The sequence below is a fragment of the Methanoculleus sp. UBA430 genome, assembly GCF_002506585.1.
Lineage (GTDB): Archaea > Halobacteriota > Methanomicrobia > Methanomicrobiales > Methanoculleaceae > Methanoculleus.
In genome coordinates this window covers 46,712-70,221 of sequence record NZ_DAXW01000011.1, presented here as the reverse complement: position 1 = coordinate 70,221, position 23,510 = coordinate 46,712, and the positions used below count along the sequence as shown (strand labels likewise).

Sequence of the window (23,510 nt, the reverse complement as noted above, 5' to 3'; positions counted from 1 at the left end):
ACCGCGTTCAAGGACTACTACGCGGTAAACCTCGATCCTGCACGCCTCGTCATCCAGAAGAACGTCGACGCCCCGATGGACCCGCCACTGCCCGACGATGTTGTCTCCTACAGGGTTGTCCGGCAGTCCCCGGCGATCATCTCCGATACGGCAGACTACGATATCGAGATCTTCTGTACGTCTTTCACGATCAGCCTTGAGGCCATCGACTGATCCCACCTTTTTTGTTCGAGCTGCTCTTCCCCGCGGGCATCCCGGAGGCGAGTGGGGTTTGCCGGTGACCCCCTGGTGACGACCGGTTCACATCCAGCGTAGCGGGAGAATGCGTGAAATTCCCGTTACCATGTGGAAAAGAGCCCGAACAAAGAGAAAGGTTTTTCCTCGCTCCGTATGCACTCACAGGTATGACTCACCGAGCGATCACCGCTCTCCTGATGGCATCCGTCCTGCTCCTCATCGCTGCAGCAGGGTGCATCGCCACAACGGAAGAGAAGAACGAGCCTGTTGCACCGGCCGACGAGGCCTACGCCCGGGGGCTCGCCGAATACGAAGCCGGCAACTACCGGACAGCCGAAGAACGATTTACCGAAGCCTACGAACTCTACACCGGTGCCGGGGATGCTGATAAGGCGCTGACGGCGAGAAACGCCATCTTCCGGGCGAACCGGACGTACCTGGAGTATCTGTTCGACCGTAGCGCCGCAGAGGCGGCGTTGCGGGAGAGGGTCCCCGGGATCACCGATGCCGCGATAGCCGAATGGCTGGACACCCGTGCTCAGACGATCGTCTCGGAGAACGAGACGCTCTACTTCTACGATGTCGCCATGAATTACCTCTACGCGCACCCCGAGAAGATGCAGGAGCTGAAGGCGAGACCTCTCGACTTCGACTACGTCGGCCGGTATGCCTGGGCAGAAGATCGGCCCAATGGGACCGGACCGCACGTGAACCCGGTCTGCTACGCGGGGGTCGAGCGGCTCGAGATCGCGCACGAAGCGCTCCCGTCGGCGGGGATCCTGAAGATCTGGCTCCCGCTCCCGGTCGAGACGGACGCGCAGAGGAACGTCACCGTCACGAATCTCTCGTGCCCCGACTACATCGTCGCCGGCCCGTTCACCACGGGCGCCATCGGCTACGTCTACTATGAAGTCCCGGCCGGGGCGGTCAACGGCGACCTCGTCCTTACGGCGGATATCGCGTTCACCTCCTACGAGCAGATATTCGAGGATATCGACCCGGCGAAAGTAGGGGAGTACAACACGAGCGATCCTGAGTACCTGCTCTACACGAAGTCCGAGCGAAACATCGAGATCACGGACGCGATCCGCGAGAAGGCGCGCGAGATCGTCGGGAACGAGACGAACCCGCACCTCCAGGCGCAGATGATCTACTACCACATCATCGAGACCTACCCCTACAGCCGCGTCCCGCATGTCTCGCTCGACGCCCGTGAGCCGAAGGTCGCCGAGTCCACGCATATGTTCGAGACCGATCATGGCGACTGCGGCACCCAGAGCATGCTCTTTGCTGCATTCTGCCGGTCGCTCGGGATCCCCGCCCGGGCCATCGGGGGTTACCAGATGCTTCTTGCTGAGACGCCCAGCCCCCACTTCTGGGCGGAGTATTACCTGCCCGGCTACGGCTGGGTCCCCAACGACCTGACGGTTGCCGAGGCGGCAGACTGGGTCGCCATACCCGAGGAGAAGCGGACCGCGTTCAAGGACTACTACGCCGCGAACCTCGATCCCGCACGCCTCGTCATCCAGAAGAACGTCGACGCCCCGATGGACCCGCCACTGCCCGACGATACCATCACCATCAGGCTCGTCCGGCAGGTCCCGGCGGTCGTCTCGGATACGGCGGACTACGACATCGAACTCTTCTGCGCAGATCATTTCGGGATCAGCCTTGAGGCCGTCGACTGATCCCACCCTTTTTTCTGGCACGGGTCACTCTTCCCCCCTCTTTTCCCGGACCGAACCGTTGTGCCGGCGTACGGGAGATATCTATGCTAAAGAGAAGAGCGCATATCCCGATCAGGAATGGATACCGTCACCCGCGAGCCCGGCGGGGAGTGCGCGAGGAGCATCGGCACTCTCCGGGGGAACAAGACGTACCTGGAGGAGACTTATCACGTCGGGTCCATCGGCATCTTCGGTTCGTGCCGGCGTGGCGAGGAGCACGAGGAAAGCGACGCGGACATCCTGGTCGAGTTCTCCAGGGTGCCGGGGATCTTCGGGTTTCTCGAGGCTTCGAGCGGTACCTTTCCGAGCTTCTCGGCAGAAAAGTCGACCTGGTCGAAAAGGGCGCGTTCAAACCCCGCATCGGCCGCCGCATCCTGAATGAGGTTATCTACGTATGACGGCTCCGCGGGACACCCTCGATTATCTGGACGATATCCTTGACGCCGTCGAGAAGATCGAGATCTTCACCCGGGGTATGAGGAGTTCTACGGGGATGATAAGACCGTCTACGCGGTCACGCGAGCACTGGAAGTGATCGGCGGGCAACGTGTATTCCGCGAGAGATCAGGGAGAATTACCCCGGGTATCCCTGGACTGAGATGGCCGGTATGTGTGACAAACTGATCCACGCCTACTTCGGGATCAACAGGGCAATCATCTAAAGGACGAGCCGGGATGATATCCCTCCCCTCAGGTCAGCGATGACCTGGCCGCGGATGGGTCCGCAAACGGCAAGCGCCGGTAAGCACGGGTGGTGTCGAGAGGCTTTCGGTCCGCAAAACCGCCAACGTTGACTGGATAATCGATGATATTCGCTCAGAGCGTTTTTACACCATTATACGGCTCTGTTGAAACCCTATTCTAATCTTCACCCTTACCCTGATGAGGGCGGTGCCGGACTAGGCTTGTCCCTGGGACGACCTCTCTTCTCTCGGGCATGTCCTCATACAGTGGACCGTGATGGCTATCGCCATTGGGTGTGGGCAGTCATGGCGATATGCGATGGACAGAACGCCCGGAGCACAAGCACCGCAGGTGTGCAACCTGGTGAAAAGCCGTGCCCCTGAGTACCCCCTGATTGTGGTCATCCGGGACAAACAGGTGGGGTTTCAACAAAGCCCATTATACAGGACTTTTTAGGCCGGGGGTTAATCCCTCATGATCCAGGCAGCCACTTCCTTCTCGTGGTCGACATAGCACTCGCCGCTGACATCGATCACCACCCGGTCGATGGTCCCGCCCGTAAAGGCGAAGGGTGCGGTGTAGTCCGGCGATACCGGCGACCCGCTGTCCCGGGCGACGCAGAGCCCGTCGCCGGTGAGGGAGAAGGAGCCCGGCTGGGTCCTGATCCGCCCCTCGCCCACCTTCTCCATGTCTATGTAGAGTGCGAGGGTGCCAACGGCGCTCCTGGTATCAGGATCTACATCATCCCTTATGAACTCCGCGGTGAAGACGTGCCGGCCGGCGGGCACGGTGCTGCTCGATGAGATCTTCTGGATCGCATCCCCGAGCCAGTTATAGACATAGTGCAGCCGCCCGTCGGCGATGTAGAGGCTGTGACCGCCGCCGACGCCTCCGTGGGCGAAGAGCACCCCCTGCGCCTCCGGCCCGTCGATGACGGCGCCGGCCACGACGCCATACGATCGCCCCCGGATATTGGCCGCCACCGTCTCGGGAACCTCGGCAGCCCCCGGGTAGTAGATGTACCGGGTTCTCGGGCTCGCGGGCTGGGGACGCGGCGTAAGATAGATCTCCAGCGGGTTGCGGTCATCGAGGGGCATGCCCTGGTAAATGCCCGCATAGTAGAACCAGAGTCCCTTGAGGAGCTCAAGCACGTCGTTCTTTTCGTCTGCAAGGTTCCGCATCTGGGCCCGGTCCTCCTTCAGGTTGTAGAGCTCCCAGACATCGTGTGCGTAGTTGCCCCAGCCCGAGAGGGGCGGGTGGACCGTGTTTGCCAGCCAGCCCCGGTGATAGATCGCCCTCTGGCCGAGCATCGCGTAGAACTGCGTCTCCCGTCCCGGCGCACCGGGATCATCAAAGCTGGCCCTGAAACTCTCCCCCTCGATCGGGCTCTGGGTATAGCCCTTCAGCACCTTCGGCGGCTCGATCTCCAGCAGGTCGTAGAGCGTCGGGACAATATCCACGGCATGGACGTACTGGTGGCGTATCTCTCCGCGGGCGCTGATACCCAGGGGCCACGCAACCAGGCACATATCCGCAGTGCCCCCCTCGTATCCGGCAAACCGCTTCCAGTAGGGGAACGGGGTGTCGAACGCCCACGCCCAGCCGGTGCAGTAATGGTTGTACGCCCCGGGGCCGCCGAGCTCGTCGATGTGCGGCAGGTTCGCCTCGACCGTGTCGGGGATGTTGTTTAAGAACTTGTTCTCGTTGAAGGAACCGCTGGGGCCGCCCTCGGCGCTGGAGCCGTTATCGGATACCACGACGATGATGGTATTCTCAAGCTGCCCGGACTCCTCGAGATAGTCGAGGATCCGTCCGATCTGGGCATCGGTGTAGGTGACAAAGCCGGCGTAGACCTCGGCCATACGGGTGAAGAGCCGCTTTTCGTCCTCGGAGAGCGAGTCCCAGGGCGGTACGAAGTCCAGAGGCGGCCACGGCTGACCGTCCGGTCCGGTCGTTGCCGGCTCACCGTGAGGGTTGATGGACGATAACTCGGTATTCTCCGGCAGCAGTCCCATCTTCTTCTGGTTTAGAAGGATCTGCTCCCGTATCTTCTCGTAGCCCATGTCGAACCGGCCCCGGTACTTATCAGCCCACTCCTTGAAGACATGGTGCGGGGCATGGGCGCACCCGGGGCAGAAATACATGAACCAGGGCTTCTCCGGAGCGATCATCTTCGAGTCGCGGACGAACTCGATCGCCCGATCGGCGATATCCCTGGAGAAGTGGTAGCCCTCGTCCGGGCGGTAGGGCTGGTCTATCGGGTGGTTGTCGTAGATGATATCGGGGTACCACTGGTTGGTCTCCCCGCCCAGAAATCCGTAGTAGCGCTCGAATCCCCGCCCGATCGGCCAGCGTCCCTTCCACGAGGACATGTCGGTCTCTTCTCCCGGGGTCAGGTGCCACTTGCCGATGGCGTAGGTGTTGTAGCCCCGCTCGTTCAGCACCTCCGAGATAAACCCGTTCTCGAACGGGATGCGGGCGGAAATCCCCGGAAAGCCGGCGGATGCCTCGGTGATGCAGGCCATGTTGTTGCTGGTTGCGTTGCGCCCGGTGAGCAGGCTCGACCGGGTGGGCGAACAGAGCGCCGTGGTATGGAAGTTGCTGTAGCGTATGCCCATATCGGCGATACGCTGCATTGTGGGTGTCTCGATAGGGCCGCCGAATACGTCCATGGCCCCGTAGCCGACGTCGTCCCAGACGATCATCAGGATGTTGGGGGCATCCGCCGGTGCCTGCGGCTGCAGGTAGGGGTCCCAGTCAGGCACCGAATCCCGGATATCGAGATTGACCGTGCCCTTCCAACTCTTGGACATCTTGCACTCTCCATGCTGTGAGCGCCGTGTTAGGTGCCGTCACGGATTAATCTCTTTCGATCTCCGGGTCCCGCCGGGGGATCGCACCCGGGGGGCAGCGCTCCGGCGACCGGACGGTTCCTGCCCTTTTGGGCCCGCGGAGCCGCAGGCCTGCACTGCGTAGTAACCATAATGTGCGGGTAGTGTGATTGGCGACGGCAGCAAGTGTGTGATGACCATGATGCGAAGAAGAGCGGAAGGCGGCCTTCGCGGGCGCGAAGAGGCCGGCGGGGCGCACCGGTATAAGATGCGCGAGAGACTTGTCTCCATCGGGGACGACTACTGGATCGAGGATCATGCCGGAAACAAGGCGTTCAAGGTGGACGGGAAAGCGCTCCGCGTGCGGAACACGCTGGTGATCCAGAGCCAGGAGGGGCAGGACCTCTACAGGATCCAGGAGCGGATGCTCCGGATCAAGGATACGATGGAGATCGAGAAGGGCGACGGCGGGACGGCGGCGACGATCAAGAAGGCGCTGATCACGCCGCTCCGGGACCGGTGGACGGTCAGTATCCCCGGAGAGGGGGACTGGGAGGTCCAGGGGAACATCCTCGACCACGAGTACCATATCGAGGCCGGGCGGCGGGAGCGGGTTGCCGAGGTCTCGAAGAAGTGGTTCCGGGTCCGGGACATCTACGGCGTGGAGGTGGAGCCGGGTCACGACGACGCGCTCGTCCTTGCCGTGACGGCGGCGATCGACCAGATGGCGCACTGATCCGGGGCGGATCGAGGGTAAGGGCACTGAAGAGTGCTTATCTGCGGATCTGGAGATCTCAACTACTATTCACATAATATTATATTCTCTCACCCATCTAGTCCTGACCCGCCTCAGGTATGTACACTTCCAGAGAGACGAGATCTTCGCAGGCAGAGGTGCCTGCATTTGTATTCCGGCATGGCGACAATCACGGGTGCGGGCAGACGATCTATGTCATAGGAGGAATGGAAGAATGGCTGAAGTTATGTATGGGCCGATGCAGCTCCTGGTCATCGGGTTTGAGAACCCGGACTTCCACGGCCAGATCCGGCGGGCGCTCGACTCGGCGATGAAAGCGGGTGCCATGAGGCTGATCGACGTTCGGTTCGTCCGGAAGGATGCTAGCGGGAACGTCGAGGGCATGGAGGCAACGCAGCTCAGTGATGAGGAGCGGCAACGATTCGGCGCCGCGGTCGGGGCGCTCATCGGCCTTGGCGCCGGCGGCGAGGAGGGGGCACGGGGAGGTGCGGAGACCGGCGCCGTGGCGGCCGCCCGGCGGACCTTCGGTATGACCGAGGACGATGTCCGCTCAATTGCGGGCACTATCCCGAGCAACAGCGCCGCCGCGATCTTCCTCATCGAGCACCTCTGGGCAAAGGACCTCAAGCAGGCGCTCCGCGATGCCAACGGCTATCTCATCGCCCAGGGCCTGGTCACGCCGGAAGCCCTCGTGCTCGCCGGCGCGGCGCTTCGTGAAGCGGTCGAGGCCGCGGCACCGGAGGGGCAGAAGAGGCCGATGGCGGCACCGGCACAGTGAGGGGGGCCGGGACCGGTCCCACTCCTCTTTTTATACGATCACTCCCAGAGATTGTGGTATAGATATCTGCAGGCCCCGTTTCTCAGGAGACCGTTTTAGCCGGGTGCCGACGAATTCCGGGGCCGGATGAGGGGGAGAGAGTTTGAGCACGCTTGAGTCGTATCTCGATGCCCTGCACCAGGGGGTCTTTCAGGTCGTCGTCCCGAAGGCCGTCGTGACCGAGCCGCTCGAGCCGGGCTGGAAACGGTCCGCCATCAACGTGCCGAGCCCCGACACGATCGCGAGTTACCGGAAGGGCCAGTACCACGCCCACGAGACGGTATCGGAGTATCGTGTCCACATGGACCGGTACGACCCGGAGAAGAACCCCCTCATGCACCTGATCGACGACGCCCCTCTGGTCCTCATGATCCACGAGACGATGGAGACCATCTTCGTGACGGGCAGGGATGCGACGCGGAGAGATCCCCGGCAGCGCCTTGCCGATCAGAACATGAGCTGGAAACTCCGGATGGGCCTCGGTGCAATCCTGCTTGCGATCGGCGCCGTCCTCCTCCTCCTGGCGGTTGGTGAGACCGTGCTCTTCTTCACCGTGGTCCTGCCCTCCCTTGTGCTCATCCTCGGCCTCCTCACGATCGTCGAGGGCGTCCGGGGGAGGGACCGCAAAGAGCGTGCGGGCAGGGAGATCGCCCGGGGCGGTATGATGGCGAGTGCCGGTCTCGTTCTCTTCGTTCTCTGGGAGCTCTACCTCGTCCTCATCCTGCTGGTCCTCATGGTCTGGTTCTTCTCGAGCGCCGCCGTCACGCTGCTGCGGGTGGTCCGGGAGCGGCGCAGGCTGACGACGGGGTTCTGGTATACCCTCGGCCTGGGGGTGAGTTCGCTCGCGCTCGGGATCCTCGCAATCACCCTGCCCGCAGAACTGGTCGAGATCCTGCTCGCCCTGCTCGCCGGGCTCGTCCTCATGGCGGGGGCGTTCACGCTCCTCGACTCGTGGGGGTTACGGAATGCCGCCCGCCTGATGGCAGCGGGCGCGGTCTTCCGGTGACCGGCCAATCCCCCCGGATGTCCCGGGAGATCGAGACGCTCGTGGCCGTGCCGGCAGATGCAGGGAGCCCGGGTATTGCAGGACCCCCGTTCCGCTCCCGTAGTTGCTTGACGTTCAAACGCCGGCCCCGGGTTATGCTCCGTCTTCCCCCGATTGGATGACCGTGTCGAGATATGCCTTCATTGCGGCTGCTTTCGCCTGGTTTATGCAGTCGTTGATGTCTTTTGGCGCGACTGCCGCGCCTGCGATATAGATGCCGGGTGTCCGGGAGCCTGAAGGGTTCAGCGCAGGGTCGCCCGGACACAGGAAGCCTTCGTTCTCCGATACCTCGATGCCCATCATCTCTGCAAGCCTCTCCGCACCCGCCGAAGGTGAAAGGCCTGCCGCCAGCACGACCAGTTCGGGTTCGAGAACGACGATCGGCGTGTCGGGAAGATCCCTCTTAATCTTCTCCACGACAATCCTCATCCTGTTGCCTCTGCTGGATTCTATCGAACCGGGCATGCACCTCAACACCTGGATCTTGTGGGCCTGCTTTATTCTATGGTTATATTCCTGGTGGCCCTTTCCATAGGCACGGGTTTCGGATTTCAGTATGGTCACGTCGATGTTGTCGCCGTACTTCTCCTTGATCATATTCGCACACTTAATCGTGTACATGCAGCACACCGAAGAGCAAAAATTCCTGCCGATTGCAGGATTCCGGGAACCCACGCATTGCACGAGGACGATGGACCCTGGTATTTTACCATCCGAAAGCCTTCTGATCTCCCCCCCGGTCGGGCCATCGGGGGCGAGCATTCTCTCAAATTCGAGGCTTGTAATGACGTCGGGTATGGTGAGGTACCGGTATCTCGGTTCGTTCCGTGGATCGTACATGCTGTAGCCCGTTGAAACAATCACCGATGTAATACCTCGTATCTCAAACTCCTGCAAAAAATCTTCGGAATCCATTAATACCGCTTCTGTGGGGCAGACGTCGTAACATAACCCGCACCCGATGCAGTGTTCGGAGTCGCGGACAACAACATCCGGCACTGCCTCCCCGTATGACTTGTAAATTGCCTTTCTGACACCTAACCCGGCATCAAATTCACTGTACACTTCAACGGGGCAGATCTCGGTACACCTGCCGCAACCGTTGCACTTCTCCGCATCGACATATCGCGGGCTCTTTCTCAGCGTAAGGGTATAATTGCCCGGCTCTCCGGTGATGCCCGTAACTTCGGTCATCGTGTACAGCCCGACTTCCGGGGACCGGAGCACCTCGTGCATCTTTGATGAAATGACGCACATCGAACTGTCGTCGGTGGGAAATATCCTCCCCAGCTGTGCCACGTGGCCCCCGATAAACGGGCTCTTTTCTATCAGATCTACGTGTATGCCGTGTTGTACGAGATCGAGCGCTGCCTGGATACCGGTAATCCCCGCCCCAATCACTGCAACCTTCTTCATCGGCCCCTCTCAACACGAATGCAATTAATAGTTCAGGAAAATTAATTATAATCATTCGACCGGCCGATTATTAATGGCATGGTTTAGTTGACATGGAGTGAAATTGTTTGAAGAATCTCGCTTTTTACGATCAAATGGGCAGAAAGCCCACGACTTGAGTCGTGGGAGCAGTCACTGCATACTCATCCGGAAGGGGAAGCGGGGATCCTTGCCGGGATGGTAAGCCTCTGCGTCGAGGGAGTATCATCCGGAGGGGAGGAAGGTAACCTTTATACTCCATACCCCCCTATAGTTGGCTATGGTAACGACGATTCAACTTCAACCAGAGACCAAGGCTCGCCTGGATGATGTGAAGGTGCACCCGCGGGAGACCTACGACGAGACGCTGAACCGTCTCCTGGACATGGCGTATGATCCGGAACCGCTTTCCGAAGAGTCCATGAAGAAAATTGAAGAAGCCTTCGAAGACATACGAGCCGGCAGAGTTCGTCCCTTCGAGGAGTATGTTCAGGAACGGGGCCTATGATATGGCGACTGCTCATCACGGCGGGTGCCGAGCGGGACCTCAATAAAATCCCGGAACCTGATAGCAAACGAATTAAGGATGAACTCCGTGCTCTGGCAGATGAACCGCACCCCAAATCTTACGTTAAAAAGATGAAGGGGCACTCACGCAGTCCCCTGTACTCTTTTCGTGTTGGGCAGTATCGAGCGATCCTCACCATCGAGGGCAATACAATGATAATCACCCTGGTCGAGGTCGGAAACCGGAGTAACGTCTATCGAAACTATTGATGTATCTGGCACCTCGGCGCCGGTTCTCTCTTGCTTAAACGACATCGGGGTCCTCGGGCAGATGCGGCCGCTACGCATCCCGGGGCTCTGCACGGGGTGCGGCACCTGCATCCACTCCTGCCCCTATAGCCCCCTGAAGTCCCAGTACTTCGCTAATTTGCGATACCCCGACCGTGCCTCTCCACCCGAAAACCCGCACAAAAGCGAAAGATCTATATGGGTTGCAGGCATCCCCTCATGCCTTTCACCCAAGGGAAGAGGACAACCTGCAGTAAGAATAGCCACCTGAAACCGAAAGAATGTTGTGCTTGTGCGGTCGCAGCACTGGATCGGCACCTGACCATCCCGATCCGGGGTTCGCTCACCCAAACCGACCTGTTCCAGGCTCTGGTGGGGATGGCCGCAATGCACCAATCGGTGCACTCGCTCACTGGGTTTCTGGAGCAGGTACCCTGTGAGACATCGTTCCGGTACCACCTGAAGAAACTCTCGATGGACGATCTGGAGCAGAAGAGTACTGCTATCCTCACCCACTTCGTGCACCACGTCCTGAAACCCGGAAACGCGTATCAGTTCGCGATCGACTATACTCACGATCCGTACTACGGAACGACCTCCGGCGAGAATGAATCCTACATTGTGAGAAGCAAACGCAAGAAATCGACGAACGAGTTTTATTCCTACGTCACCCTGTACGTGACCACGAAAGACCGGCAGATGACGCTGGCTGTGTATCCGGTGCGTCGGGGCACCTCGAAGGTCGGGTACATCGCCCGGTGCCTCGACCGGATCGCCGAACTCGGCCTCACGGTTGAAGCACTCTGCCTTGACCGGGAGTTCTATACCCGGAAAGTCTTCGGGTTCCTGACCCGGATACGGGTGCCGTTCATCGTCCCGGTCAGGAAACACGGCAAACGGATGAAAGAACTCCTCAAGGGAACGCGATCCCGATATGCCGAGTACCGGATGAAAGCCAAACCCCCGCTGCTCCTGACGATCGCGATCGCGGTGACGTATGCACAAGGAAAACGGGGAAAGCACGGCGTCGAGAACCTGGGTTACGTTGTTGGCGGCCTTGCGTGGCATCCACGCCGGGTGCATCAGACCTACCGATCCCGGTTCGCGATCGAAGCGTCCTATCGGATGCGCAACCAGGTGAAACCGAGGACGAGCACGAAGAACCCGGTGATCCGGTATCTCTATGCAATTATCTCTTTCCTCCTGAAGAACGTCTGGATCGCTCTCCTGTGGAGGAACTTCTCGCCGGTGAAGCAGGGACCGAGAACCATCGAAATGCGCGCGTTCCGATTCGACTGCTTCATTGTCATAATCGGGGAAGCAATCCGGGCAGCGATGGGGATGGTGAAAGGAATTCCTGTCTTACGGCATTCGGTTTAGAGAACGGAGAGGAGAAAGACGTTGAATAAAAGAAAGGGGAGGAAGAAGTTAGCGAAGTACTGGCCCCGGTGTCGAAGTTCTGAGTACTAATCCTGATTAGTACTAATCACGATTAGGATCCCGTCGACCGCCAGACCGGGCATGCCCAACTCGAAACGGGGTGGCGCCTCGTGCAGAAAGCGGAGCACGTCCGGCACGATCCCTACCCCAACGAGCGCTTCTGCCTCATCGCGGGCGGCGTCGAGGGAAAGGACCGGCTCCGCGGGGAGGGGTTCCTCGCCTACGATCTCACTGACATCGAGGCGGCGTGCAGCGCCGGGTAGGCCGCGGAAGGGACAAACCAGCATATCCCGATGAAGAAGTTTGCCGAATACCCCGCTGGTGTGTACTTCCACCCAGCCCATCCCGGCAGCCCGCATGCCCTTCCCGATCCCACACCCCCGACCCCAACACATTTAACTACTCCCGGGCTCACCGGGGGCCGCAACCCCGGCTGCAGATGGGGTAGGAGAGCGGGTGCGGACACCCGCTCCGCGGACAGAGCACGTCCTCTCCTGTGCCGGCCGGAGAATGGCCGCTCCGGCCTGCACGCATCCTGGAGGACCGGGTGTCACAGGGTATCTGGCGAAGGCGCGTGGGGTTCCAGCCCCCCGAAGCCGCTCCCGATTCATTCATATCCCCGGAGGGCATATACTCCGGCGTGGTGGACAACCATGACGGATCGTTTTGTACAGCCGCTGCATCCGTGCCGATGGGCACACAGCGGAGAGGGTTTGTGAGCAGCCTGCTCACCTGAAGCGGACGCGCTCAAACGACTATTCTTTAACATTCCTGCCTCCCGGAGACGGACGTCTCCCGGCCGAGGTGGTCGCATGCTGAAGACCGGCGCAGGCATCCTGCTCGACGGACTTACCGAACAGGGGGTGACGACCATCTTCGGGTATCCCGGCGCCGCGGTCCTCTCGATCTACGACGAACTCTGCGACTCGGCCATCCGGCACGTCCTCGTCCGGCACGAGCAGGCGGCAGCGCACGCGGCCGACGGTTACGCACGGGCGAGCGGCAGGACCGGGGTCTGCCTCGCGACGTCCGGCCCCGGCGCCTGCAACCTCGTCACGGGGATCGCGACCGCTTACATGGACTCGGTGCCGATGGTCGCGCTGACCGGCCAGGTCCCGACGACGTCGCTGGGGCTCGACGCCTTCCAGGAGGCGGACATCACCGGGATCACCGCTCCGATCACCAGGCAGAACTACCTCGTCAAACGGACGGAGGATATCGCCGGGGTCGTCCGGGAAGCGTTTTCCGTCAGCCGGACGGGGAGGTGCGGGCCGATTCTCGTCGATCTTCCCCGCGACGTCCTCGCGAACCGGATCGAGCGCGACGGCCGGCACCCGGAACCGGTGGGAAACGCTCATGAGGCCGCGTTCGGCCACAGGCGCAACCGATGGAAATCCCGAAGGGTGACAACCGCAGGTATGTCGTGTTTGGGATCACGGCAATCTGAACTCCGTTTCCGATTCCGAGGGGATTTTCATGGGAAAAAAGTGCCGGATCACATCGCATTACGGCCCGGAGATCAAATTGACAACCCTTTTGTATGCACCCTCAAATGGTACTATTCGTAACTGCGGAGACTCGATGGCTATAACCGGCGCCGACCGGTGGGTAAAGTTTTCGGATTGCCCGGACATTCCGCACCAGGCTGTTGTATCGGTGCGGATATTGTCGTTCAGGGAGAGAATAAGCCGTTTGAGGAGACCTATGGGGAATATGCGCCACAAAAGAGATCCGTCCGGCAAAGGCGAGAGTACCAAATCCGGGCTTGAACCTGTTCCGGATGAACTGATCACCGACATCAGGCACCTCGTCACCGAAGCCCGATCCGCAGTTGCCGCCACCATCAATGCAGGGCTGACACTGCTATACTGGCGTGTCGGAAGACGGATCCGCGGGGAGGTGCTCGGTAACGAGAGGGCAGAATACGGCGAGAAGATTGTGCACGCACTGAGTGCACAATTGAAAAGTGAGTTCGGGGAGGGTTTCGGCAGACGCAACCTCTTTAATATGATTCGATTTGCCGAAGTGTTCCCCGATGAACAGATCGTGAGATCCTTCGCACCCTACCTGAGCTGGACGCACCTGCGGCAGATTATCTACATCGACGATCCCCTGAAACGTGATTTCTACGCGGAAATGTGCCGGGTCGAGCGATGGAGCACCCGGACTCTGCAGAAGAAGATCGACTCGATGCTCTTTGAGCGGACTGCCCTGTCCCGGAAGCCCGAGGTCCTTGCACAACAGGAACTCTCGGCTCTACGTGAGGAAGATCGGATGACACCGGATCTGGTCTTCCGCGACCCTTACATCCTCGATTTCCTGCAGCTTGAGGATACATACAGTGAGAACGATCTCGAAGCGGCCATTCTCCGGCAGATTGAGCAGTTCCTGCTCGAACTTGGCGCCGGATTTACCTTCGTTGCACGACAGAAACGTATGGTGATCGGAAATGAGGACTTCTATCTCGATCTGCTCTTCTTCCATCGGAAACTTCGCCGCCTCATCGCTATAGAACTCAAGATCGGGCATTTCAAGGCCGAGTATAAAGGGCAGATGGAGCTGTACCTGCGATGGCTTGAGAAATATGAGAGAGAAAAAGGAGAAGAACGACCGCTCGGGCTGATCCTCTGTGCGGGTGCGAATCAGGAGCAGGTGAGCCTCCTCGAACTCGATCGATCGGGCATCCACGTTGCCGAATATCTTACCGAGCTTCCGCCCCGCGAGCTGCTGGAGCAGAAATTGAAGGCTGCAGTGTATCTGTCACGGGAACAGTTTTCCGTGAGGGAGGATAAGAGATAGTCCCGAAGCGATCCCGATGTTTTGCTCGCTCAATCCGTATCTCCCTTCGGAGAGGCCTTTTTTGCCAAAGGGATTATATGTGACCACGCATATCATGCAGTACCCGGGATCTGTGACGACCATCTTCGGGTCATAACCGCCAACATACCGGGCGATGAACACTGGAGCGATACGCGGAACTTGGAGGAAGAAAAAGTGACTCCGGAAAGGTGCACGTTTTGTAAAGGAACACTGCACGAGGGAAAGACCGAATTCATCGCACAGGTCGGGGACGAGAACATTGTCATCAGGGATGTCCCGGCACTCATCTGCGACCGTTGCGACGAGGCGTATTACACCGTAGAGGTCTCCCGGAAGATCGATGCCGTGATGAGGGACGTCCACAGCGGCAGGCTCTGCTGCCGGCCCCTTGCGGCGGGCGAGGTTGAACTCACCGGGTGAGATGTCCGACTACTAACCCTGGACGCGAGCACAATCAGTCCCGGTCATCGGGTTGTGGGTGTCGGGGGCAGTTGACATGGATTCATATCCCCCGAGAGCAAATACTCCGGCGTGGTGGACAACCATGACGGATCGTTTTGTACAGCCGCTGTATTGCAGCGGAAAGAATTTGTGATCGGCCGGACCCTGTTCCGCTGAAACGTGAACGCTTTTACGACGATTTTACTGCACTCTGCACTGCCCCGCTTTTCTATCGCGGGGATCGCCCGATCCGGGACCCTTTCGCCGGCTCGCCCCGGGTGATCGCATGATCCGGTCCGGCGCGGGCATCCTGCTCGACGGACTTACCGAACAGGGGGTGACGACCATCTTCGGCTACCCCGGCGCCGCGGTCCTCTCGATCTACGACGAACTCTGCGACTCGGCCATCCGGCACGTCCTCGTCCGGCACGAGCAGGCCGCGGCGCACGCGGCCGACGGCTACGCCCGTGCGAGCGGGAAGACCGGGGTCTGCCTCGCGACGTCCGGCCCCGGCGCCTGCAACCTCGTCACGGGGATCGCGACCGCTTACATGGACTCGGTGCCGATGGTCGCGCTGACCGGGCAGGTCCCGACGACGTCGCTGGGGCTCGACGCCTTCCAGGAGGCGGACATCACCGGGATCACCGCTCCGATCACCAAGCAGAACTACCTCGTCAAACGGACGGAGGACCTTGCCGGTATCGTCCGCGAGGCCTTCTCGATCAGCCGGACGGGGAGATGCGGCCCGGTCCTCATCGACCTGCCGCGGGACGTTCTCGAAACCCGGATCGAGCATGACGGCGAAGACCGGGGAACGGTCACGAAGAGGGCCTGCCGCCCGGTCCTCCGGGGACACCGGGTCCAGATCGAGAAGGCCGTCGCGGCGCTCACAGCGGCCGAGCGGCCGGTTATCTACGCCGGGGGCGGGGTCGTGGCCTCGGGGGCCGCAGCGGAGGTCGTCGCGCTCGCGGAGACCCTGCTCATCCCGGTCACGACGACCATGATGGGGCTCGGGCTCATTCCCGGCGACCACCCGCTCAACCTCGGCATGCCCGGGATGCACGGGACGAGATACGCGAACACCGCGCTCACGGAGTGCGACCTCCTCTTCGCCGTCGGCGCACGGTTCGACGACCGGGTCACCGGGCGGATCGAGACCTTCGCGCCCGGTGCAACGGTCGTGCAGATCGACATCGACCCGGCCGAGATCGGGAAGAACAAGCCTGTCGATATCCCCATCGTCGGCGACGCGAAGGCCGTCCTCGCGGAGATTGTCGGGAGCCTGCGGAAACGCGGGGGACACGATGCCTGGCTTCGCCGGATTGCGGGGGAAAAGAGGGAACGCCCCCTCCGCTCTCCTGCCGGCGACGGCCTCCACCCGCAGCAGATCATCAGGGATCTCTGCTCGCTTCTTGCCGGCGCCGGGATCATCGCGACCGAGGTCGGCCAGAACCAGATGTGGACGGCGCAGCACTACTGTTTCCGGCGGCCCCGGTCGTGGATATCGTCGGGCGGCCTGGGGACGATGGGCTACGGCCTTCCCGCGGCGATGGGAGCGCACTTCGCCCGCCCGGACGAGACGGTCTGTCTTGTCGCCGGCGACGGCAGCCTCCAGATGAACATCCAGGAGCTCGGCACGATCGCCCAGTACGCCATCCCCCTCAAGATCCTGGTCCTGAACAACTGCTACCTCGGCATGGTCCGGCAGTGGCAGGAACTCTTCTACGACCGCCGATATGCCTGTACCGATCTTCCGCCGGTGGATTTCGCGAAGGTTGCCCGGGCCTACGGCATCGAGGGCGAGACCGTTCTGGCCGGTGAGGAGGTGAAGAGTGCGCTTTCACACGCACTCGAGCATGCCGGCCCCTACCTCGTCGATTTCAGGATCGAGCGGGAGGAGAACGTCTTTCCCATGGTTCCCCCGGGTGCCGCGATCAACGCCATGATCGATCCCGGTGCGGGGTGAACCGCCCGACCCCTCTACTTCTCCGGACGGCCCCGGGCAGCGATGCCGGGCCCGGGGGTCAGCCTCTCCGCCAGGGGGATACGGCGTTCCCGATGACGCAATCCGGGCCGGGGAGGGGATGCGGGTCCGTCCCGGCACCGGGATCGGACCTGCACCGCTGTGGGGCAGCCGGTGCTTATGATGTGCCCGTATCACCTGCCGTCAGCGGTCTTTACCGCGATAGCGTCAGGTTCGTCGGGATTCACGCAGGCTGTCAACCCGCGAGCGGGGTTCCCGGCTACCGTCCACCCCGGCAGCGACGGGTCTCCCTGCCACTGGAGGACGGCGGTCATGGTGGGAGCGTTGCCCGAACCCGGTGACGATGTCTGTATCGGACCGGGCTGTATCTGATCCGGCTGCGGTGGAGGAGTCTGTATCGGGGTGGGTTGTACGGGCGTGGTCTGTCCCGGAGCAGGCGGCGACCCCCCGGGCACCTCCCGGGTATAGATGTCCCACCACCCGGTGTTGTTGCCCATCCAGACGACCACGCCACCGGAGATCTCCGGGAGAGACTGGTAATACGGGTCCTGTGTGATCGGCGTCTCCATCCCGGTGCTGATATCGTAGAGGTAGATGTCAAGGTTTCCGTTCCGCCAGTCCGAGTAGACCACGTAGTTCCCGTCGACCGCGACCGCATCGGGGCTTGCGGATTCATCGGTCACCTGCGTGATGTTCTCCGTCGACAGGTCGTAGAGGTATACGGCCGTCTGGTTGCCGCGGGCGTTGATCCAGGCGATGCGGGTGCCGTCGCTCGACACATCAGGATAACTATCGTCACCGTCATCCCCCAGAAGTCTTATCATCGGCAGATCCGGGGACGCCACGGCGATGTCAAGGTCTCCTCCCTCGGTCTCATTATCCGCCCAGACCATCGTGTTCCCCCCGGCATCGGCCAGGAGTTGCTCATACGGATCGTCCGTCACCTGCGTGATGTTCCCGCTTGTAATCTCGTAGAGGTAGACATCGCCCAGTTCGTCTCCATCTATCCAGACAACGAACTCTTCCGAAACACCCGGGTATCCGGGCGCTCCTGAGCCGTCTGTCACCTGCTGCAGTCTGCCTGAGGCGATGTCATAGAGGAAGACGATATCTGATTCCGCCTGCGGGTCTACTCCTGTCCAGACGACGTTGTTCCCGGCGATGGCAAGTTCATACGACAGGCCGATAGGAGTCGACGTCGAACCGGACAGGGTTGAAGTGTTTCCCGATGGGATGTCGTAGAGTTGCACCGAGGCAGACCTGTCGTCGTACCAGACGATGCTGTTCCCGGATACCACCGGAAACAGCTTATCTCCGGGTCCGCTTGTAACCTGTATCTCGTCACCTGCCGGGGCGCTCTCCGGGGTCCGGGTGGGCTGCACCGCCGGCGGCCGGGGAGGCCCGGTCGTCGGCGATTGCGGAGGCCCGGTCGTCGGCGATTGCGTGGGCCCGGTCGTCGGGGCCGTTGGGGGAGCTGGGGGAGTTGGGGTAACCGTCGGTTCCATCGGCAGTTGCGTAGGTCCGACCGTTGGATCCGTCGGAAGTTGGGCTGGAGGCCGCTCCGTAATGCCGACTACCGGCAGTCGCGTCGGCGACGGTGTCGGCGTTGGTGGTTCCGGCGGTGCTACCAATGTCGGCTGATCGGGCTGCACGGGGGAGATGACCTGTGCCGACGCGAGTCCCGTCGCACAGATGACGGCGATGACGATGATAGCGACGGTCATCGCCCTGAAAACGATACTGCTCATACGTTTCACCTTCCTCAACTGTTGATCGGCTCTCCGTCTCTCTTCCGGGGGAGGGCCATGTGCATGGCGACCAAGGTCCCGCGCGTGACCGTTCAGCGACAGGTGAGTGGTGAACGTACTGTTCCCGAAGAAGTTCGCCGCGCCGCGTATACGCATCTTTCGTTGACCGTTCTCAAGAGAGACAATCTGCCTGCAGGTGGTGTAGGGTGAAGCATCCGCGGTATCGGTGATCCCATGCCGCGGCGTGATAGAAGGGAGAGTATATATACGTGACTCCCTCCGTCTCCGGGGGGGTACCCGGGCAGGAGAGAGCCCCTCGATGTCATGGCAATGACTGCGTCTGGTTATCCCTTTCTGATCGTTTAAGGAACTCCTGGATAGCGAGGACAGCGAAATGAAATATTTCTGATAAATTTTTCTGAATTGGGCGATGTCATTCACGGAAAAAAAAATGAAACACATATATTGTGATGTAACCTGTTATACATTACGAACACCATTGATCTCTCTGGGAGAGTACAGAGGACGAATACTGGTAATCCTTCTCCCGGCGGTACCCTGCATCTCGACAGAGAGGTTTCAGAGGGATGGTAATGTGATATCGGTCATCTACGTCGACGATGAACCCGATCTCCTTGAACTTGTCCGGCTCTTCCTGGAGCGATCGGGAGAGTTCCAGGTCGCGACCTCGGCATCGGCACGGGACGCTCTGGCCAACCCTGCACTCCGCTCCTACGACGTCATCATCTCCGATTACCAGATGCCGGGTATGGACGGGATCGCGTTTTTAAAGGCTGTCCGGGAGCAGTTCGGCGACCTTCCTTTCATCCTCTTCACCGGCCGGGGGCGCGAGGAGGTCGTGATCGAGGCCATCAACAACGGTGCCGACTTCTACGTGCAGAAAGGCGGGAACCCGGTGGCCCAGTTCGCCGAGCTCGCGCACAAGATCCGGCAGGCGGTGAGAAGGAAGCGGGCGGAGACGACCCTTGCAGAACGGGAGCAGCGCTACCATGACCTCCAGAACGCGAACGACCTTATCCAGAGCGTTGGACCGGACGGGCACTTCCTCTTCGTCAATACGCAATGGCTCGATACGCTCGGGTATACGGCAGAAGAACTCCCGGACCTTACGATATTCGATGTGATTCATGAGGAGAGCATCGACCACTGCATGGAGACGTTCCGGCGGGTGGTCTCCGGCGAGAACGTGGGGATCATCGATGCGGTCTTTACAACCCGCGACGGGAGGAAGATCTACGTCGAGGGTATGGCGGAGAGCAAGATCGTGGACGGAGAATGCCGGTACACCCGGGGGATCTTCAAAGACGTCACCAGCGAGCTCAAAGACGTCACCAGCGAGCGGCAGGTGGAGGCGGAACTTGCCGAAAACCGCGATTACCTTCACCAGATCTATGCGTCGGTCCAGAGCGGGATCGTCGTCATCGATGCGAAGACGCACGAGATCGTCGATCTCAACCCCGCCGCGGCAGAGATGATCGGGACAACCCGGGACCGGATCGTCAACAGGGTCTGCCACCGTTGCATCTGTCCGGCGGAAGAGGGAAAGTGCCCGATCACGGACCTGCACCGGGATGTCGGCAACGCCGAGTGCACGCTGCTGGCCGCAGACGGAGGCCTGGTGGATATCATAAAGTCTGTCGTTCCGGTCAGTTTCAATGGACGGGAATGTCTGCTGGAGACGTTTCTTGACAACACGGAGCGCAAAATTGCGGTCGACGAACTCCGTTCTGCCTACGCGAAGGTTACCGTTGCCGAAGAGGAACTCCGCGAGAGTTTCGATACGCTCAGCCAGAAGGAGCAGGCACTGCGCGAGAGCACCGAGATGTTCCGGGCGGTCGTGGAGCAGTCAAACGAGGGTATTGCCATCGTCGATTTCACCGGGAGGCTCCTGTATGCCAATCACAGGGCAGCCGGGATCGTCGAGAGCGCAGATGACCTGAAGCCGGAAGACGGGATCAACGTGCTCGATTTTGTCGCCCCGGAGTTTAGAGAGCGTGCAATCGTCAATTTTGGCAGGGTTGCGGATGGGGATGACCGATTCCTGGTGAACTGCAGGATCGTCACCTTGAGAGGCCGGGAGAAGTGGCTCGAATGCATCGGGAGAACGATCACCCTGAAGGGTTCGCCTGCCCTGCTCGTCTCGTTCAGGGATACTACCGAACGGATACAGGCGGAGAAAGAATTGCGCGACTCCGAATATAAATTCGCCACGGTTTTCAAGAGTAATCCGGTCCCGCTGACCCTGACGTCGGTATCCGGCGGTGTGTTTACCGATGTCAATGATGCGTTTTTACGCAGCACCGGGTATGACCGGACGGAAGTGATCGGGAAAACACCAGGGGGACTGGGGCTGTTTGCCGATGACGGCGAATTTGCCCGGTTTGTCTCGGCGCTCCGGGAGAAGCACTCAGTGCACGGCATAGAACTCCGGTGCCGGAGCAAGGCCGGGGAACTCCGGACCTGCCGGTTCTCTTCAAGCATCGTGCCGATCGACGGCGTACCTCACGCTCTCACGACGGTCGAGGATATAACGGAACAGAAACGGGCGCAAGAGGCGATACGGGAGAGCGGAGAGCGCTACCGCCTGATCCTGAAGAATGCGCACGACGGCATTCTGGTCAACGAACTCACGCCGCGGGGGCCGGGAAGATTCATCGATCTCAATGAATCGGCCTGCCGGATCCTCGGCATGACCCGCGAGGACCTCGAGGGCATAAGCCTCGTCGATCTCGATACTCCTGAGATGCAAGAACGGGCTCCTGGCATTGTCGAGGACCTTCTACGGGACAGGCACGCGACCTTCCAGATCCGCTACCGGATGGGAGACTATCAGGAGAAGATCCTCGAGATCAGCGTCAGCCTCTTCGATCTCAACGAAACGCCGACCATACTCTCGGTCATCCGCGACACCACGGAACTCAGGGCCGCAGAGTCGGCGCTCCGTGCACTGGTCTCCGGTATGGTGGGAACGACCGGCATGGAGTCTCTGGACCGGCTAACGGAGAGCCTCAGTGCCTGGCTTCGCGCCGACTGCGTCATGATCGGCGAGATCACGCCGGACCATGAACGCGTCCGGCTGCTCTCGATGTTCCTTGACGGTGAGAAGATCCTCGATCACTCGTATGTCCTGAAGGGCACGCCCTGCGAGGATACCGCGGAAGCCGGGTTCTGCGTCTACCCTGATGATGTCGCCCGGCTTTTCCCCGAAAGCCGGGACCTTCGGGAACTCAACATCCGCGGCTATGCCGGGACCGCGCTGCGGAATGCCGGCGGGCAGGTCATCGGGATCCTCTGTATCCTGAGCAGGGCCCCGCTCAACCTGCCGCCGTCCGCCCGGGAGATCCTGGAGATCGTTGCCGCAAAAGCGGCCGCCGAGATCGGGCGCATGAATGCTCTTGGGGCCCTCTCCGAGAGCGAGGAGAAGTTCCGGGCCCTTGTGGAACACTCCCTCGACGGCATTCTCATCCTTGATCCGGCGGGAACGATCCTCTTTGCGAACCCTGTTGCAAGCCGGTTTGTACATGCAGGTGATCCTGCCGGGTTAATCGGGAAGAGGAGCGTGATGGAGTTCGTCGCCCCCGCGTCGCAGGAGGATGCTATCAGGGATTTTGAGAATGTGACACGAGGGATGGACGGGTACGTCGCACGCTATCGGATCGCCACGGTGGACGGAGAAGAGCGGTGGGTCGAGAGTCTCGGGAAGGCCATCGTCTTTAACGGCGCTCCGTCGATCCTGATCTCGCTTCGGGACGTCACCGAGCGGCAGCGGGCGGAAGACGCGCTGCATCAGGCAAACAAGAAACTCAACCTCCTCTCGGGTATCACCCGGCACGACATCAACAACCAGCTCCAGATACTGAGCGGCTATGTTGCGCTCCTGTGCGAGAAGAATCCCGATCCCTCGTTGGCGGATCAGCTGTCCCGCATCGCCACGGCAAGCAGCCGGATCTCGTCCATGATACAGTTTACGAAGGAGTATGAGGAGGTCGGGATGAACCTTCCCGTCTGGCAGGACCTCCGGCCCCTCGTGAACGGTGCGGGCAGGAGCGCCAGCCTTGGCGGGGTCGTGCTGAAGAATGAGATCCCTGAAAAAACGGAGGTGTTTGCCGATCCGCTCATAACCAAGGTCTTCTTCAACCTGATCGACAACGCCCTGCGCCACGGAGGGAAGACCACGACGATCCGGTTTGCGTCCGAGATCCACAACGGGAACTGCATCGTCGTCTGCGAGGATGACGGCGACGGTGTTGCAGCCGATCTCAAGGAGAGGATCTTTCACCGGGGGTTTGGGAAGAACACCGGTTTCGGGCTCTCCCTCTCCCGGGAGGTCCTTGATATCACCGGGATCACGATCCGGGAGACCGGTGAAGCGGGCCGGGGTGCCCGGTTCGAGATCACGGTGCCGAAGGGGCAGTTCCGGGTCGGATCGGGGTAAGCTTCTGTTCTACCGGTTCCCGGCTCAGCCCCTGCCCGTCCCCCCCGGCAGACCGACTGGCCTGTCAACCGCCCTGCCGCGGGCTGTCCTCCTCAAAGCCGGCCTCGACATCTCAGACGTCGTCCAGACCCGGATCTACCTCACGGACCTCGCGGACTTTGAGACGGTCAACGCTGTCTATGCTGAGTACTTCGTCGAGCCCTACCCCGCACGGGCGAGGGTCGAGATCGAGATGGTCGCAAAGGCGCGGTAAGCCGGCCGGAGGCCACCGGGCTCCTATGTGACAGCATTGGC

At 60.8% G+C, this 23,510-nt stretch carries 20 protein-coding genes and 2 pseudogenes; 19 read left to right on the top strand and 3 right to left on the bottom strand.

Features of this window, described 5'->3' with window-relative positions:
- The 5 genes and pseudogenes from BRA49_RS09470 to BRA49_RS13620 form a co-directional block, all read left to right on the top strand.
- Nucleotides 1-213 (top strand): annotated as a pseudogene (locus BRA49_RS09470) (transglutaminase domain-containing protein); the annotation flags it as partial.
- Between the two features lie 191 nt (nucleotides 214-404).
- Entirely contained in the window at nucleotides 405-1,925 is a 1,521-nt protein-coding gene (locus BRA49_RS09465) for a transglutaminase domain-containing protein (RefSeq protein WP_292385511.1), read from the top strand.
- Nucleotides 1,926-2,042: 117 nt separating this feature from the next.
- Complete coding sequence (locus BRA49_RS09460) at nucleotides 2,043-2,342, top strand: nucleotidyltransferase family protein (RefSeq protein WP_292385510.1); 300 nt, start codon at nucleotides 2,043-2,045, stop codon at nucleotides 2,340-2,342.
- A gap of 16 nt (nucleotides 2,343-2,358) precedes the next feature.
- Nucleotides 2,359-2,499: a hypothetical protein gene (locus BRA49_RS09455; protein ID WP_292385509.1), complete on the top strand. Its 141-nt coding sequence runs from the start codon at nucleotides 2,359-2,361 to the stop codon at nucleotides 2,497-2,499.
- Nucleotides 2,500-2,563: 64 nt separating this feature from the next.
- Nucleotides 2,564-2,626 (top strand): hypothetical protein, encoded by a 63-nt coding sequence (locus BRA49_RS13620; protein ID WP_394339118.1) that lies wholly within the window; start codon nucleotides 2,564-2,566, stop codon nucleotides 2,624-2,626.
- A gap of 486 nt (nucleotides 2,627-3,112) precedes the next feature.
- Here the strand turns inward: BRA49_RS13620 and BRA49_RS09450 are convergent, their stop codons facing one another.
- Nucleotides 3,113-5,461, bottom strand: a complete 2,349-nt coding sequence (locus BRA49_RS09450; RefSeq protein ID WP_292385507.1) for an arylsulfatase — start codon at nucleotides 5,459-5,461, stop codon at nucleotides 3,113-3,115.
- A 217-nt stretch (nucleotides 5,462-5,678) separates the two neighbouring features.
- On the opposite strand from BRA49_RS09450, the gene BRA49_RS09445 reads away from it, so the two are divergent.
- The 3 genes from BRA49_RS09445 (at nucleotide 5,679) to BRA49_RS09435 (ending at nucleotide 8,059) form a co-directional block, all read left to right on the top strand.
- Nucleotides 5,679-6,215: an LURP-one-related/scramblase family protein gene (locus tag BRA49_RS09445; RefSeq protein ID WP_292385505.1), complete on the top strand. Its 537-nt coding sequence runs from the start codon at nucleotides 5,679-5,681 to the stop codon at nucleotides 6,213-6,215.
- A gap of 235 nt (nucleotides 6,216-6,450) precedes the next feature.
- Nucleotides 6,451-7,014, top strand: coding sequence for a DUF1269 domain-containing protein (locus BRA49_RS09440; protein ID WP_292385504.1), 564 nt, complete (start codon nucleotides 6,451-6,453; stop codon nucleotides 7,012-7,014).
- A 142-nt stretch (nucleotides 7,015-7,156) separates the two neighbouring features.
- A complete protein-coding gene (locus BRA49_RS09435; RefSeq protein ID WP_292385502.1) occupies nucleotides 7,157-8,059 on the top strand; it encodes a DUF308 domain-containing protein in 903 nt (300 codons plus the stop codon).
- 132 nt (nucleotides 8,060-8,191) lie between these two features.
- Here BRA49_RS09435 and BRA49_RS09430 read toward each other — a convergent pair whose 3' ends face one another.
- A complete protein-coding gene (locus BRA49_RS09430; RefSeq protein ID WP_292385500.1) occupies nucleotides 8,192-9,514 on the bottom strand; it encodes a CoB--CoM heterodisulfide reductase iron-sulfur subunit A family protein in 1,323 nt (440 codons plus the stop codon).
- A gap of 298 nt (nucleotides 9,515-9,812) precedes the next feature.
- On the opposite strand from BRA49_RS09430, the gene BRA49_RS09425 reads away from it, so the two are divergent.
- The 9 genes and pseudogenes from BRA49_RS09425 (at nucleotide 9,813) to ilvB (ending at nucleotide 16,994) form a co-directional block, all read left to right on the top strand.
- The gene (locus BRA49_RS09425; protein ID WP_292385498.1) at nucleotides 9,813-10,040 is read left to right on the top strand and encodes a DUF7557 family protein; all 228 of its coding nucleotides are present in this window, start codon (nucleotides 9,813-9,815) and stop codon (nucleotides 10,038-10,040) included.
- Nucleotides 10,037-10,309: a type II toxin-antitoxin system RelE family toxin gene (locus BRA49_RS09420; RefSeq protein WP_292385496.1), complete on the top strand. Its 273-nt coding sequence runs from the start codon at nucleotides 10,037-10,039 to the stop codon at nucleotides 10,307-10,309. The genes BRA49_RS09425 and BRA49_RS09420 overlap by 4 nt, the downstream gene beginning before the upstream one ends.
- Nucleotides 10,310-10,370: 61 nt before the next feature.
- Nucleotides 10,371-10,598 (top strand): 4Fe-4S binding protein, encoded by a 228-nt coding sequence (locus tag BRA49_RS09415; RefSeq protein ID WP_292385494.1) that lies wholly within the window; start codon nucleotides 10,371-10,373, stop codon nucleotides 10,596-10,598.
- On the top strand, nucleotides 10,547-11,707 hold the full coding sequence (locus tag BRA49_RS09410) for an ISH3 family transposase (protein WP_292385492.1): 1,161 nt from the start codon (nucleotides 10,547-10,549) through the stop codon (nucleotides 11,705-11,707). The genes BRA49_RS09415 and BRA49_RS09410 overlap by 52 nt, the downstream gene beginning before the upstream one ends.
- A 170-nt stretch (nucleotides 11,708-11,877) precedes the next feature.
- The gene (locus BRA49_RS09405; protein WP_292385491.1) at nucleotides 11,878-12,030 is read left to right on the top strand and encodes a hypothetical protein; all 153 of its coding nucleotides are present in this window, start codon (nucleotides 11,878-11,880) and stop codon (nucleotides 12,028-12,030) included.
- A gap of 552 nt (nucleotides 12,031-12,582) precedes the next feature.
- A pseudogene (locus BRA49_RS09400) lies at nucleotides 12,583-13,107 on the top strand (thiamine pyrophosphate-binding protein); the annotation flags it as partial.
- Nucleotides 13,108-13,348: 241 nt separating this feature from the next.
- Nucleotides 13,349-14,566 carry a PDDEXK nuclease domain-containing protein gene (locus BRA49_RS09395; RefSeq protein WP_292385489.1) on the top strand — a complete coding sequence of 406 codons (1,218 nt, stop codon included), beginning with the start codon at nucleotides 13,349-13,351 and terminating at the stop codon, nucleotides 14,564-14,566.
- A gap of 195 nt (nucleotides 14,567-14,761) precedes the next feature.
- Nucleotides 14,762-15,007, top strand: coding sequence for a type II toxin-antitoxin system MqsA family antitoxin (locus tag BRA49_RS09390; protein ID WP_292385487.1), 246 nt, complete (start codon nucleotides 14,762-14,764; stop codon nucleotides 15,005-15,007).
- A 310-nt stretch (nucleotides 15,008-15,317) separates the two neighbouring features.
- A complete protein-coding gene (ilvB, locus tag BRA49_RS09385) occupies nucleotides 15,318-16,994 on the top strand; it encodes a biosynthetic-type acetolactate synthase large subunit (protein ID WP_292385513.1) in 1,677 nt (558 codons plus the stop codon).
- Nucleotides 16,995-17,185: 191 nt separating this feature from the next.
- Here the strand turns inward: ilvB and BRA49_RS09380 are convergent, their stop codons facing one another.
- Nucleotides 17,186-18,760: a hypothetical protein gene (locus tag BRA49_RS09380; RefSeq protein ID WP_292385485.1), complete on the bottom strand. Its 1,575-nt coding sequence runs from the start codon at nucleotides 18,758-18,760 to the stop codon at nucleotides 17,186-17,188.
- Between the two features lie 595 nt (nucleotides 18,761-19,355).
- On the opposite strand from BRA49_RS09380, the gene BRA49_RS09375 reads away from it, so the two are divergent.
- On the top strand, nucleotides 19,356-23,216 hold the full coding sequence (locus BRA49_RS09375; RefSeq protein ID WP_292385483.1) for a PAS domain S-box protein: 3,861 nt from the start codon (nucleotides 19,356-19,358) through the stop codon (nucleotides 23,214-23,216).
- Complete coding sequence (locus tag BRA49_RS09370) at nucleotides 23,161-23,469, top strand: RidA family protein (RefSeq protein WP_292385480.1); 309 nt, start codon at nucleotides 23,161-23,163, stop codon at nucleotides 23,467-23,469. Before BRA49_RS09375 ends, BRA49_RS09370 begins: the two co-directional genes overlap by 56 nt.
- The last annotated feature ends 41 nt before the right edge of the window (nucleotides 23,470-23,510 follow it).